This is a genomic window from Vibrio tubiashii ATCC 19109, from assembly GCF_000772105.1.
GTDB lineage: Bacteria > Pseudomonadota > Gammaproteobacteria > Enterobacterales > Vibrionaceae > Vibrio > Vibrio tubiashii.
This window is the reverse complement of record NZ_CP009354.1, coordinates 436,103-450,651: the sequence shown is the minus strand read 5'-3', so window position 1 is coordinate 450,651 and position 14,549 is coordinate 436,103. Positions and strand designations below refer to the sequence as shown.

Here is a 14,549-nt window from a genome sequence, read left to right as displayed (position 1 = left end):
TTCTCAATTAAGCGTATAGCGGGTTAGTTTTTTCAGTGTCGATGTCGAACTTAGCAATAGCTTCAGTTACTACTGACTTCTCAACATCACCACGCTTAGCTAGTTCAGTTAGCGCTGCAACTACCACGTAGCCTGCGTTAACTTCGAAGTGACGACGTAGGTTCTCACGGCTATCAGAACGGCCGTAACCATCTGTACCCAGCACTTTGTATGACTCAGAAGGCATGAACGCGCGAACTTGCTCAGAGTAGTTCTTCATGTAGTCAGTCGCTGCGATAGCTGGCTCAGTACCCATTACTTGTGCAATGTAAGGTACTTTTGCTTCGCCTTCTGGGTGAAGCATGTTGTAACGCTCTGCGTCTTGACCATCACGAGTTAGCTCGTTGAACGACGTTACAGAGAACACGTCAGAAGCGATGCCGTACTCTTCGCTTAGGATAGTCGCTGCTTTACGTACTTCGTTCATGATAGTACCAGAGCCCATTAGCTGAACTTTAGACTTGTCACCTGCGTAAGACTCAAGCTTGTAGATACCCTTACGGATGCCTTCTTCAGCGCCTTCTGGCATTGCTGGCATTGCGTAGTTTTCGTTCATCACAGTTAGGTAGTAGAACACGTTCTCTTGGTTCTCACCGTACATGCGACGGATACCGTCTTGCATGATGACTGCAACTTCGTAAGCGAATGTTGGATCGTAAGAGATACAGTTAGGTACTGTGTTCGCCATGATGTGCGAGTGGCCATCTTCGTGCTGTAGACCTTCACCGTTTAGCGTTGTACGACCAGCAGTAGCACCTAGTAGGAAACCACGAGCTTGTTGGTCACCAGCCATCCACGCCATGTCGCCAACACGTTGGAAACCGAACATAGAGTAGTAGATGTAGAACGGGATCATTGGCAGATCGTTTGTGCTGTAAGAAGTAGCAGCAGCAACCCAAGATGCCATTGAGCCTAGCTCGTTGATACCTTCTTGTAGTACCTGACCAGATGTCGCTTCTTTGTAGTAAGAAACAATGCCTTTATCTTCTGGTGTGTATTCCTGACCGTGCGGGTTGTAGATACCGATCTGACGGAATAGACCTTCCATACCGAACGTACGTGCTTCATCACAGATGATAGGAACGATGTTCTTACCAATGTTCTTGTTCTTAAGCAGGATGTTAAGAGTACGAACGTAAGCCATAGTTGTAGAGATATCACGCTTTTGCTCGCTTAGTAGCGGCGCGAACTCTTCTAGCTCAGGTACTTTGAATTCTTGAGTGAACTTAGGTAGACGCTGTGGCGTGTAACCTTTTAGTTCTTTACGACGAGCGTGTAGGTAATCGTATTCCGCAGAACCTTCTTCAAGTTTCAGGTACGGAAGCTCTTTAACCGCTTCGTCAGTTAGGATGTCTTGAAGACCTAGGCGATCACGTAGATGTAGTACGTGAGTCATGTCCATCTTCTTAACTTGGTGCGCGATGTTCTTACCTTCAGCCGCTTCACCCATGCCGTAACCTTTAACAGTCTTAGCTAGGATTACTGTTGGACGACCTTTAGTTTCTGCCGCGTTTTTGTATGCTGCGTACAGCTTAGAAGACTCGTGACCACCACGCTTAAGTGCGAAGATTTCGTCATCAGTCATATCTGCAACTAGTGCAGCTGTCTCTGGGTACTTACCAAAGAAGTGTTCACGTACGTAAGCACCGTCTTTAGATTTAAATGTTTGGTAGTCACCATCTACAGTTTCGTTCATTAGCTGTAGAAGCTTGCCAGACGTATCTTTAGCAAGTAGTGCATCCCAGTTGCTACCCCAGATAACTTTAACAACATTCCAGCCAGCACCTTTGAATAGGCCTTCTAGCTCTTGGATGATGCTACCGTTACCCATTACAGGGCCATCTAAACGCTGTAGGTTACAGTTAACTAGGAAACATAGGTTGTCTAGCTTCTCACGCGCAGCGAAAGATAGTGAACCACGTGATTCTGGCTCATCCATCTCACCGTCACCTAGGAACGCATATACACGCTGAGCCGAAGTATCTTTCATACCACGACCGTCTAGGTACTTAAGGAAACGCGCTTGGTAGATCGCAGAAATAGGACCTAGACCCATAGAAACTGTAGGGAACTGCCAGAACTCAGGCATCAGTTTAGGGTGCGGGTATGATGGGATACCTTTACCGTCTACTTCTTGACGGAAGTTATCTAGCTGCTCTTCAGTTAGACGACCTTCAACGAATGCACGAGAGTAGATACCTGGTGAGATGTGACCTTGGTAGTATACTAGATCGCCACCGTCCGTCTCGTTTGGAGCGCGGAAGAAGTGGTTGAAACATACTTCGTAGAATGCAGCAGAAGACTGGAAAGACGCCATGTGGCCGCCTAGCTCTAAGTCTTTCTTAGATGCACGTAGAACGATCATGATTGCGTTCCAACGGATGATGGAACGAATACGGCGCTCAAGAGTTGTGTCACCTGGGTAAGCTGGTTCTTGATCTGCAGGAATCGTGTTGATGTAGTTCGTTGTGATACCTGTTGGCATATCAACACCGTCTAGACGTGCTTTGTCTAGAACTTGCTCTAGTAGGAACTGAGCACGTTCTACACCTTCTTCACGTACAACTGACTCAAGTGCTTGTAGCCATTCTTGAGTTTCCAGTGCATCTACGTCATGCTTCATATCAGACATGGCGATCTATCCTTCTATTGGTTGGATCTACTTATTTAAAGTAACCGTTTCTTGTTTTAAGAATCGTTACCTTGCTGAATTCGACGCAAAGAACGCTCTCTGCGAGACTCTTCACGAGTCAAATCCAACAATGTTTCTTCAATATAAGCTAAGTGTGAGTGAGACATTTCACGCGCCTTTTCAGGCTGACCAGAAACAATCGCATCCACGATATTAGCTCGGTGTTTACTTACTTTTTCGACCACTTCATCGCGGCGATGTAAGAGCTTTAAATTCTGCAAGACATTCTGCTCTAGCAAAGGCGCAAGGCTGCGAACAATGTGCAGAAGTACCACGTTATGGGCAGCTTCAGTTAAAGCGATCAAAAACTGCATTACCGCAGCTGATTCTGCTTCGACATTCTTCTTAGTTTGCTCTTCACTGATGTTTTTCAGGCAAGCCTGAATACGAGCGAAGTCTTCCTCGGTACCACGAACTGCTGCAAAGTAAGCGGCTATACCTTCCATCGCATGACGCGTTTCCAGTAAATCCAGCTGAGTTTCGGAGTGGCTAGACAATAAATTTAGCAGAGGATCTGAAAAGCTGGTCCAGATGTTCTCGCTAACAAAAGTGCCACCACCCTGACGGCGAGTAAGAAGACGTTTAGCTTCTAAACGTTGTATCGCTTCTCGGATTGAAGGACGGGAAACATCAAACTGTTTTGCCAGTTCGCGCTCTGGAGGCAGCTGCTGCCCCGGAGACAATGTTCCTTCCACAATCAGCCTTTCTAACTCTTGTTCAATCACATCAGAAAGTTTTGGCTGACGAATCCTTTGATAAGCCATAGTTGTTTTTCTTCTACTCTTTGCAGTCAATTGGTAATACCAATTTTAAGTTGGCGAGAAAATTAACATAATTAAAACGCAAGTTCCAGACAAAAATTGACCCAAATCATAGAACGAGCCATGTACCAACACTTTGATAACAATAGCTGATTAAAACAGCAATCAAATTGGTCTGACCAATTACAAAATATAAACAGATGGGAATAAACCGTGCTAGGTATCACAGTTTAATTGGTAAGTTTTAAAGGAATATGAACAGAATATGTCGTGAAAAGATGGGAAATGAGGAGTTTGGAGAGCTGGAGAACTAGAGAACTAGAGAACTAGAGAACTAGAGAACTAGAGAACTAGAGAACTAGAGAACTAGAGAACTAGAGAACTAGAGAACTAGAGAACTGGCAGATGATTTCTTCTAAGAAGTGAATACTGTCAACATATTTTCATCAAAGGCTTCATCATCACTCTGCCGTTACCTACCTCCAGCAGGGCGAAGCCCGATCCAATTATCTAGCAGCGAGGCGCTCTAGTTTTCCATAGGCACTACTTCGCCTCTAAATGATCAATCATCAACTGCAACGATTGATTGCCGCGGAACTCATTAATGTCGAGCTTATAGGCTAAACGCACCGTTTTCACTGAAGCATCAGGCCAGCGGCGCAGATCAACGTTGAATGCAATACCATCAATCATGATATTGGTTGGATGGCCTTTGTGTAGGGGTTCTAGCATAAGTTTCAGGTGCTTCTCGCCAACCAGTTTCTGATGAAGCACTTTAAATTCACCGTCAAACAGTGGTTCTGGGAAAGCTTGCCCCCAAGGTCCACCAGCACGAAGCATCTCGGCGACATGCATAGAGAACTCTTCTGGCTTGAGTTCGCCATCAGACAAAATAACACCTTTCAGTGCCGCTTCATCTAAGTCTTGCTTTACTGCCTCATCAAACAGTTTAGAGAAGCGTTCAAAATCTCTCTCCAAAATGGTTAGACCCGCTGCCATCGCGTGCCCACCGAACTTGAGTATCAAACCTGGGTTTTGCGTATCGATGCGATCTAAGGTGTCACGCATATGAAGACCCGGTATCGAGCGGCATGAACCTTTAATCGAGCCTTCACCACCATCTGCAAAAGCAATCACAGGACGGTGAAACTTCTCTTTAATGCGTGAGGCTAAAATACCAATCACGCCCTGATGCCAATCACGCTGAAAAAGTACTAGGCCATGAGGCATATCTTGATCGCCGAACTGCAGACGTTCACAAAAAGCCATCGCTTCTTGCTTCATTCCCTCTTCAATTTCTTTGCGAGTTTGGTTCAAACCATCTAACTCGCTCGCCATTCGACGTGCGGCATGAATGTTGTTTGCCATTAACAGCTCAACACCAAACGACATATCATCTAATCGACCCGCAGCATTGATACGTGGCCCTAACGCGAAACCAAAATCAGAAGCCACTAAACGACGTGAATCTCGCTTTGCCACTTCAATCAGAGCTTGAATGCCCGGACGCGCTTTACCCGCTCTAATTCGCTGTAAACCTTGATGAACCAAAATACGATTGTTTTCATCTAGAGGTACAACATCGGCAACCGTACCGAGTGCCACTAAGTCAATCAACTCCATTAACTTAGGTTCTGCCATCCCTTGCTCGGCAAACCAGCCGGTTTTACGCATATGAACGCAAAGCGCCATCATCAAGTAAAAGGCAACGCCAACGCCAGCTAAAGCCTTGGAGGGAAACGCGCACTCTTGCAGGTTGGGATTGACCATGGCATCAACATTCGGCAGCTCATGACCAGGTAAGTGGTGATCAGTCACCAATACCTTCAAGCCCTGCTCTTTCGCATAGCGCACACCATCAATCGAAGAGACCCCATTGTCGACGGTCATAATCACTTCAGCGCCAATCTCAATCGCTTGGTCAACAACCTCAGGACTTAGGCCATAGCCATCTTCAAAACGATTTGGGACTAGGTAGTCGACATTACTCGAACCTAACATCCTAAGCGCCAATACAGACAAAGCCGAACTTGTCGCCCCATCTGCATCAAAATCACCCACCACGATTATCCGCTTGTTGTGCTGAATAGACTCAAATAACAGCTCAACCGCCGCTTCAATGCCATGCAGTTTTTGATAGGAGTGCAACGCACGCGCTGTAGTATCTAGTTGTTGCTGCGATGTGATGCCTCGACTGGCGTAGATACGTTTAAGTAAAGGCGCAATGGTATCTGGCAGAGAGGATAAATCAGGTTCAGGGCGACGTTGGATTTCAATCATGGCAATAGATCGGGTGATGATAAGTTAAGTGGGACAATCATAGCAGTAACCAAACTAAACTGAGGATATTTAGTTTGGTTACTTGATTCGTTTAAATTACGACTTTGGAGTTTGTTGCAGGCGTTGCAACATCTGTTCTGGTGGCAAGTAACCACCGACCATCTCACCATTAGGTAAGAAGATTGCTGGCGTACCACTGATTCCTAGTTCACGACCTAGCGCATAGTGATCCTGAATAATCTGCTGATACTTAGCAAAGTCTTCACTCTTTTCTGGGAACTCACGCTTTACCTTACCGTTGTGCATCGCGGATTGTGGATCTTCAGCACCCCAAATCGATGCCATTTGATCAGCTACTGAGCCTGTCGCCCCCTGACGAGGATAAGCAAGATAACGAATAGTAATCCCTAGGTCATTGTAGTCTTTCATCTGACTATGAAGTCGAACACAGTAGCCACATGTAATATCAGTGAACACAGAGATCACGTACTTCTCATCTTTAGCTTTAAACTCAATCATGCTGTCTTTAAAGGCTTCAATTTTCGCCGCATTGATTGGCGCTTGGCGTTTTGCTAGCACATCTTCGTACTTGCCATTAGAGTCCAACTTGTACAAGGTACCCGTGATAAAGTAATCGCCAGTTGGTGATGAGAACAGGATTCCACCGCTGGTTTGTATTTCAACTAAGCCATCAATATCAGCAGGAACAACGTCCTTCACTTCCAATCCTAGCTTGGCAAAATGTTCTTCTAGCTGCGCTTTATCAAATTTCACATCACCTGCAGATACGGTTTGTGTAGCAAGTAGAAATGGCAATGTAAGTAGAGTCATTCGGCGTAATACGCTCATTCAATTCACCTTAAATCGATTTAGTTGTAACCCTGAGCGATTAAGCCCTTGGGTGATGCTCACTGTGTAGCTGTTTCAATCGTTCAGTTGCTACATGAGTATAAATTTGTGTTGTAGACAAGTCACTATGCCCCAAAAGCATCTGTACTACACGTAAGTCTGCGCCGTAGTTCAACAAATGGGTCGCAAAAGCGTGTCTTAGCACGTGAGGAGAAAGTAGTTCGGTATCAATTCCAGCTATCACCGCGTAGTGCTTTATACGATGCCAAAACGTCTGGCGAGTCATTTGTCGCGCGCGTTTACTTGGAAACACCACATCAGAGGTTGTCTCTCCAAGTAATTCAGACCTGCCTTGGTGGATAAAAGTTTCAATCCATTCAACGGCATTTTCTCCCATCGGCACCAAACGCTCTTTACCACCTTTACCCGTGACCCGAACAACGCCTTGACGCAAGCTGACGTTTTCCATTGTCAGACTGACTAGCTCTGTGACACGCAACCCGGTCGCATAAAGCAATTCAAGCATGGCTTTATCACGCAGCTCCATCGGATCATTCGGATCTGGCGCATCAAGTAGCGCATCCACTTGTTCTTCAGTCAGATCTTTAGGCAGGCGTTTGGGTAGTTTTGGGCTTACCAGTAGTGCACTCGGATCATCACTGCGTACTTTCTCACGATGCAAATACTGAAACAGACGTCGAATTGCGGACAACATTCTTGCTCGTGAAGTTTGCTTATACCCTTCATCGACCAACCACGTCTGGTAGTCTTGCAGCCCAGACAAACTGATAAAGTCGAGACGATAATTATTGGCTGTCATCCACTGGATTAGCTTTGAGAGATCATTTCGGTATGAGGCAAGGGTGTTTTCAGATAAGCCCCGCTCCATCCACATCGCATCTAAAAACTGTTCCACTAGCCCTTGGTCAGGCGACATTTGTTGTGACACGGCAAACCTCAAAAATTTTTTCTGCGCTCAAATGTAAGTGCCACAAAACAATAAAGCTATAAAAATTGCTAGTGAAAGTGGATATTCGCTGCAAAGCTCGCCATTTTGTGGTTAGAATTCACCATCAATTCTCAAAATATAAAACAATGCTATGAAAATCGGTCTATTTTACGGCTCAACGACTTGTTACACCGAAATGGCGGCAGAGAAAATCCGCGCTATCATTGGTGAAGACCTTGTTGATATTCACAACGTTAAAGAGTCACCACTCTCTTTGATGGAAGATTATGATTTTCTGATTATCGGCATTTCGACTTGGGATTTTGGTGAGATCCAAGAAGACTGGAATGAGTTATGGGATCAAATCGATGGCGTATCGCTAAATGGCAAAACCGTCGCACTATTCGGCTTAGGCGATCAAGAAGGCTATGGCGAGTGGTACCTGGATGCAATGGGACTCTTGCACCACGAGCTGAAAAAGACCGGAGCTAACTTTGTTGGCTACTGGCCTAACGACGAGAACTACGAGTTTGAAGCCTCAAAAGCTCTAACCGAAGATGGCAGTCAATTTGTCGGCTTAGCACTTGATGAAGATTCCCAATACGAACTGAGCGATGAACGTATCGCCACTTGGGTCGAGCAGATTCTGGTTGAGTATCAAGAGACGCTTTAAAGCTGGAGAGCTGGAGAGCTGGAGAGCTGGAGAGCTGGAGAGCTGGAGAGCTGGAGAGCTGGAGAGCTGGAGAGCTGATTGATTATCTTCCTTTAGGAACAAATTCCGTCAACACCTTCAAGATCAATAGTCCTATTACTTGGCAACCAGCCCCCACCGCCAGAAAGGCGAAGCCTGATCCAGTTTTCCAGTAGCGAAGCGTTCTAGTTCTCCATAGGGCGCAGCCCGCCCCTAAACCTACCCCAATCAAACACCAAACCTGGGTCGGTTTTGCGCAGTGGTGCAATGTATTGGTGGCCAGTAATGCGCGGTAAGGTGATTTTCGGGTAGCTGACTTGAATCTGCCTGGTGAGCTCCGTTAACGCTTGGTATTGCTCATCTGTGTAGGCAACAAAGTCACTGCCCTCTAACTCAATGCCGATAGAGTAGTCATTGCACTTATCTCGCCCAGCAAAGCTCGAAACACCTGCGTGCCATGCTCTGGCAGTAAACGGTACAAACTGAACCACCTCTCCATCACGCCTGATCAGACAGTGAGCCGAAACCCCCATATTATGGATCACTTCAAAGAACGGATGTTCATTCGGGTCTAGTTGCCCAGTAAAAAACTGTTCAATATACTGACCACCAAACTGACCCGGCGGTAAGCTGATGTTATGCACAACCAAAAGAGAAATGTCTGTAGCGTCTGTTCTGTGGTCAAAAAAAGGTGAAGGTACATGTCTAGCTTTGTCGTACCAACCATTTTCATCGATCATAAGCGGCTCATTATCTTGATTAACTCTCTGATTTTATCCCTTTGGCGATGAAATGCGAGATTAATGGCTGAATTTCACACTCAGTCAGCGTATCATGCCCACCTCTTGTCCAACTGCGTATTAGATTTGCGATGAAAAACACACACAATAGCCAAGAACGTCTCGAATATTTGAAACAGCAACTTCCTTTAGAGATCTCCCGCGCAGTCGCGGATACCATCAAGGAAGATCTGGGTGGTACTCTAGACCCTGCCGCAGATATTACCGCAAGTCTAATCCCTGCAGATGCACGCAACGAGGCAACCATTATCACTCGAGAACATGGTGTTTTTTGTGGTAAAGCTTGGGCTGACGAAGTATTTAAACAGCTAGGCGGCGAAGTACAGGTTGAGTGGAATGTAGAAGATGGCGATAAAGTAGCGCCTAACCAAGTACTGTGTACTCTTTCAGGCCCTTCTCGTGCTCTTCTTACTGGTGAGCGCAATGCGATGAACTTTATCCAGACTCTTTCTGGTTGTGCAACGACCGTGGCTGAATATGCTGAGAAAATTGAAGGCACTGGTTGTCGCCTACTTGATACCCGCAAAACTATTCCTGGTCTACGTAGTGCATTAAAGTACGCTGTTGCCTGTGGCGGTGGCTTTAACCATCGTATCGGTGTGTTTGACGCTTACCTAATCAAAGAGAACCACATTATTGCTAACGGTGGTATTTCTCAAACCATTAAAACGGCAAAAGAGCTCAATCCAGGCAAACCGGTTGAAGTCGAAACAGAGAGCCTTGAAGAGCTGCAAGAAGCGATTGAAGCAGGTGCCGATATCATTATGCTCGATAACTTCACTACCGATATGATGCGTGAAGCAGTAAAAATTAACGCAGGCCGCGCTGCACTAGAAAACTCAGGTAATGTGACGCTAGAGACTATCCGCGAATACGCTGAGACTGGCGTTGACTATATCTCGGTTGGCGCACTGACTAAACACCTAAAGGCGATGGATTTATCCATGCGCTTTAAGTAACTATCAGCTGAAGAACAGACGCATTATCAAAGAAAAATAGAGGCTCCAAGCCTCTATTTTTGTATTTACCTCCCAGCTAACCTACCGCAGCTCTTGTCCTAGCTCTGATCAAATTGTACTTGATATGAAACTAAGGACTATTTTTCCCTAACTTACTCGGAAACAACCTGTACCAACATTTCTGCTTAGCACCCCATTCAATACTCTCTCCGGACAATTCGTCTTTTATCTATGGAGAGAAATATGCAAAGCTTACAAAGCCGTAAAACCAAAGGCTTTACCTTAATTGAGTTGATGATTGTGGTTGCCGTTATTGGCGTTCTAGCAGCAATTGCGGTGCCTCAATATCAAACATATGTAGCGAAAAGCGAGGCATCCTCAGCATTAGCCTCAATAACCGGACACCGTGCCAATGTCGAAACGTATGTTCTGACAGAAGGGAGCTTTCCTGCGAACTCATCTGCCTTGGCAATACCTTCCTCACCTCTTGGCATCATTAGCTATGACAATGTTTCTTCAGCGGCGGGAGATATTCTCTTCACTTTCAGCTCTTCAGGCGTTAGTCCTGATGTTGTTAGTAAAAAAGTCTCTCTAAAGCGTGATGGAAACGGGGCTTGGACTTGCCAGTCTGACGTAGACAGCGACCTAAAGCCAAAAGGCTGTTCTTAACCAATATGCTAACCAACCTACCCTCTATTTTACGCCATGCTGAGCTTCTTGATCCTGCTCAAGAAGCTCAGTTAGTTGAACTGGTTAACGATACAAGCCTTACCGTGGCCGAAGTCATAATAGAGCAAGGTTGGCTCACCCAAGCAGAGCTAGTCTCACAACTCTCGCGAATTTTTGCCTTACCCATCATCGACTTTGCTAATTACGACTATCAAGCGGTATGCCACAGTTTAGGCCTGCGCGAACTGATCACCCGCTCCCGAGCTGTACCTATTAGGCAGAGTGAACACCAACTGCTTATCGCCGTTACCGACCCGACCAATATCGCAATCGAAGAAGAGTTTCGCTTTGCGACCGGAAAGCAGATTGAGTTAGTTTTAGCTGACGTAAAGCAACTCAATGGCGCGTTACGTCGCTTGTATGGCAGCGCTATCTGTGGTGAAGAAGCGAGTCATGCAAAAGAGCTGAGCGAACAAGAGCTCGTCAGCTTAGTCGAGATCTCTAATGATGAGATGAACCCAGTCGAAGACCTGAGTAGTGATAACTCCCCAGTCAGTCGGTATATCAATCAAATCTTATTGGATGCGGTCAGGAAAAAGGCATCTGATATTCACTTTGAACCCTATGAAGCCTCTTATCGTGTGCGCTTTCGCTGTGATGGAATTTTGATTGAGACTCAACAACCTAGCCATACATTAAGCCGTCGGTTATCCGCAAGACTAAAGATCATCGCCAAACTCGATATTGCCGAGCGCCGCTTACCTCAAGATGGGCGCATCAAGCTTCAACTCAGTGCAAGTACCGCTGTTGATATTCGAATTTCAACCTTACCAACCCTGTGGGGCGAGAAGATCGTGCTACGCCTTCTCGATAGCAGCAGTGCCGAGTTAGACATTCAATCACTAGGGTACAACCAACACCAACAAGCTTTGTATCAAAAATTACTGAGTAAACCCCAAGGCATGATTTTGATGACAGGACCAACGGGCAGCGGTAAGACAGTCTCTCTTTATGCGGGGTTAAACATGCTCAATACCCCACAAGTGAACATTGCAACCGCAGAAGACCCGGTGGAAATTAATTTACCGGGCGTTAACCAAGTTCAAATCAACCCCAGAATTGGACTAGACTTCGTCCAAGCGTTGCGCGCCTTTTTACGCCAAGACCCGGATATTGTCATGGTCGGTGAGATACGCGACCTTGAAACGGCTGAAATCGCAGTCAAAGCGGCACAAACCGGTCACCTAGTGCTATCCACATTGCATACAAACTCGGCTGCCGAAAGCATCGTTCGCTTGCAACATATGGGCATCTCCCCATTTAATCTATCTTCATCACTGAGCTTAATCATTGCCCAACGTTTGGCACGAAAGCTGTGTAACCATTGCAAGCAGCAGCAAACCTTGCCCGAAGCGCACTGCCAACAACTGGAGTTAGCAAACAACACCGTGGTTTTTGCTGCTAGTGAGCAAGGGTGCAGTGAATGCAATCAAGGCTACTTTGGGCGAACCGGAATCTATGAAGTGATGCAGATAGACGACAAGTTAGTGCAAGTCATCAATCAAAAGGCGGATGCTAAAGCCATCGAAAAGATCGCGATAAAGCAAGGAATGCAGACGCTTAAAGAGTCTGGAACGGAGAAACTGCTCGCAGGAGTCACCAGTTACCAAGAGTTGCAACGTGTTCTTTACTTGTAGGTGATCTGAAATGAAAGCAACATCTCATCAACTCAAACACTATCGCTGGAAGGGGGTTAACCAGCGAGGAAAGCTCGTCTCTGGCTCTACGCTCGCCTTAAGTGACAACGAAGTAAAAGATAAGCTGAGTGAGCAATCGATCCGTGTTAAATCTCTAAGAAGAAAGTCACTGTCTCTCGTCACTCGCCTAACGCAAAGAGTCAAAAAGAAAGACATCACTTTGCTTACTAGACAATTGAGCACCATGCTTGCGACCGGAGTGCCACTTCTTCAAGTATTGAAGCTTATTACTCTTAACCACCCCAAAGCGGAGATGAGATCGATCTTAAGCTACATCAGCAAAGAGGTAGAATCGGGAAACCCGTTATCAAGGAGTCTCGGAGCTGCTAGCCCGCTATTCGATAGCCTTTATACCGACCTCGTTGCCACTGGAGAGCAATCTGGCAACTTAGCGGAAGTACTCCAACGTATTGCTGACTATCGGGAAAAATCGCAGCGACTCAACGCTAAAGTCACCAAAGCGCTCATCTATCCCACTATGGTGATGATCACGGCTTTCGCAGTTACGTATCTAATGCTAACGATGGTGATACCTCAATTTGAAGCGATGTTTGCAGGCTTTGGTGCTGAGCTACCTTGGCTTACCCAACAAGTGTTAGACTTATCCGCTTGGCTACAAACCTATTCGGGACCTAGCTTAATTGGATTAATACTGTTCTTAGGGGTCATTAAGCTCTGTTTAACAAAATCATACCGACTTCAATTACTATTTAATCGTGCCCTACTCAAGATCCCGCTTCTCGGCAACATTTTGACTAAAGCGGCAATTGCTAAATTTAGCCGAACACTTGCCACTAGCTTTAACGCCGGAATCCCAATTCTAGAAGGTATAAGAGCCTCCGCTAAAACGGTTCGTAACCAGCATTATCATCAAACAATCAAAACGGCTATGCTTGATGTCACTGCAGGTATGCCGCTGTATCTTTCACTGCGCAACTCTGACTGTTTTCCCGAAATGGTTTTGCAGATGATAATGATAGGTGAAGAGTCAGGACGACTCGGGGAAATGCTACACAAAATTGCCGATGTGTATGAGTTTGAGATCGATAACACGGTTGATAACCTTGGTAAGATCATAGAGCCCGCGATTATCATCTTTCTAGGTATTGTTGTCGGTGGTCTGATTGTCGCAATGTATTTACCTATCTTTAATTTGATGAGTGTCTTAGGATAAGATACAAGGCTTATCTAATTGAACTGAATGCTTTTACTTAAAGAGCTGCACCTACTTTATGGACGTTTTTGACTATTACCCTTGGCTTTTTCCTACACTAGCAACATTGTTTGGTCTTATCGTAGGCAGCTTTTTAAACGTGGTTATTCATCGCCTGCCGATCATCATGGAACGTGAATGGCGAGCCGAATGTGCGGAAAGCTTTCCTGAATACCAAATATCGCCCCCAGAAGGGACTTACAACCTCAGCGTTCCAAATTCAACTTGCCCCAAATGTGATACCCCAATTCGCATGATTGACAACATTCCTGTTGTTAGTTGGCTGATACTGAAAGGGAAATGTCGTCAATGCGATAATAAAATAAGCATGCGCTACCCTCTGATTGAGATCTTATCAGCAGGTCTATGCTTTGTTATCGCTAATCAGTTTGCATTGAACTACTTCTCGATTGCCTTGCTGTTTTTCACCTTTACTCTTATCGCGGCAACCTTTATTGATCTCGACACCATGCTGCTGCCAGATCAACTCACTCTTCCTCTAACCTGGGCGGGAATTGCGCTCGCACTGTTTGGGATTAGCCCAGTATCTCTACAAGACGCGGTGATCGGTGCAATGGCTGGCTATCTTGCTTTATGGTCAGTTTACTGGCTGTTTAAGCTAGCCACAGGCAAAGAAGGAATGGGTTACGGAGACTTTAAACTGCTTGCCGCCTTGGGCGCTTGGCTTGGTTGGCAATATTTGCCGATGATAATTTTGCTCTCTTCTTTAGTTGGCTTAGTTTTTGGCCTCATTCAGCTCAAATTGAAAAGCCAAGGAATCGACAAAGCCTTCCCCTTCGGTCCTTATTTAGCTATTGCAGGTTGGTTGAGCATGATGTGGGGAAATAACATTCTCAATTGGTATTTAAGTAACTTTTTAGGAATCTAAC

Annotated in this window: 12 protein-coding genes; 6 read left to right on the top strand and 6 right to left on the bottom strand. The window is 45.7% G+C overall.

Going from position 1 to position 14,549, the window contains the following annotated elements; all coding sequences use genetic code 11:
- Positions 1–7 precede the first annotated feature (7 nt).
- From aceE to xerD, 5 genes are all read right to left on the bottom strand, one after another.
- Positions 8–2,671, bottom strand: a complete 2,664-nt coding sequence (aceE, locus tag IX91_RS02250) for a pyruvate dehydrogenase (acetyl-transferring), homodimeric type (RefSeq protein WP_004742611.1) — start codon at positions 2,669–2,671, stop codon at positions 8–10.
- A gap of 56 nt (positions 2,672–2,727) precedes the next feature.
- On the bottom strand, positions 2,728–3,495 hold the full coding sequence (gene pdhR / locus IX91_RS02245; protein ID WP_004742610.1) for a pyruvate dehydrogenase complex transcriptional repressor PdhR: 768 nt from the start codon (positions 3,493–3,495) through the stop codon (positions 2,728–2,730).
- Between the two features lie 540 nt (positions 3,496–4,035).
- Complete coding sequence (recJ, locus tag IX91_RS02240; protein WP_004742609.1) at positions 4,036–5,772, bottom strand: single-stranded-DNA-specific exonuclease RecJ; 1,737 nt, start codon at positions 5,770–5,772, stop codon at positions 4,036–4,038.
- Positions 5,773–5,868: 96 nt separating this feature from the next.
- Positions 5,869–6,621, bottom strand: coding sequence for a thioredoxin fold domain-containing protein (locus IX91_RS02235; RefSeq protein WP_004742608.1), 753 nt, complete (start codon positions 6,619–6,621; stop codon positions 5,869–5,871).
- 40 nt (positions 6,622–6,661) lie between these two features.
- On the bottom strand, positions 6,662–7,558 hold the full coding sequence (gene xerD, locus IX91_RS02230; RefSeq protein WP_004742607.1) for a site-specific tyrosine recombinase XerD: 897 nt from the start codon (positions 7,556–7,558) through the stop codon (positions 6,662–6,664).
- A 163-nt stretch (positions 7,559–7,721) separates the two neighbouring features.
- Between xerD and fldB the strand changes: the two genes are divergently transcribed.
- The gene (gene fldB / locus IX91_RS02225) at positions 7,722–8,243 is read left to right on the top strand and encodes a flavodoxin FldB (RefSeq protein ID WP_004742606.1); all 522 of its coding nucleotides are present in this window, start codon (positions 7,722–7,724) and stop codon (positions 8,241–8,243) included.
- A 203-nt stretch (positions 8,244–8,446) separates the two neighbouring features.
- Here fldB and ampD read toward each other — a convergent pair whose 3' ends face one another.
- On the bottom strand, positions 8,447–9,001 hold the full coding sequence (ampD, locus tag IX91_RS02220; RefSeq protein ID WP_004742605.1) for a 1,6-anhydro-N-acetylmuramyl-L-alanine amidase AmpD: 555 nt from the start codon (positions 8,999–9,001) through the stop codon (positions 8,447–8,449).
- Positions 9,002–9,132: 131 nt separating this feature from the next.
- On the opposite strand from ampD, the gene nadC reads away from it, so the two are divergent.
- From nadC to IX91_RS02195, 5 genes are all read left to right on the top strand, one after another.
- Positions 9,133–10,020 carry a carboxylating nicotinate-nucleotide diphosphorylase gene (gene nadC, locus IX91_RS02215; protein WP_004742604.1) on the top strand — a complete coding sequence of 296 codons (888 nt, stop codon included), beginning with the start codon at positions 9,133–9,135 and terminating at the stop codon, positions 10,018–10,020.
- 243 nt (positions 10,021–10,263) lie between these two features.
- Complete coding sequence (locus IX91_RS02210; RefSeq protein ID WP_004742603.1) at positions 10,264–10,689, top strand: pilin; 426 nt, start codon at positions 10,264–10,266, stop codon at positions 10,687–10,689.
- Positions 10,690–10,694: 5 nt separating this feature from the next.
- Positions 10,695–12,386 carry a type IV-A pilus assembly ATPase PilB gene (gene pilB / locus IX91_RS02205; RefSeq protein WP_004742602.1) on the top strand — a complete coding sequence of 564 codons (1,692 nt, stop codon included), beginning with the start codon at positions 10,695–10,697 and terminating at the stop codon, positions 12,384–12,386.
- Between the two features lie 10 nt (positions 12,387–12,396).
- Positions 12,397–13,620 (top strand): type II secretion system F family protein, encoded by a 1,224-nt coding sequence (locus tag IX91_RS02200; RefSeq protein ID WP_004742601.1) that lies wholly within the window; start codon positions 12,397–12,399, stop codon positions 13,618–13,620.
- Between the two features lie 58 nt (positions 13,621–13,678).
- Positions 13,679–14,548: a prepilin peptidase gene (locus IX91_RS02195; RefSeq protein WP_004742600.1), complete on the top strand. Its 870-nt coding sequence runs from the start codon at positions 13,679–13,681 to the stop codon at positions 14,546–14,548.
- The last annotated feature ends 1 nt before the right edge of the window (position 14,549 follow it).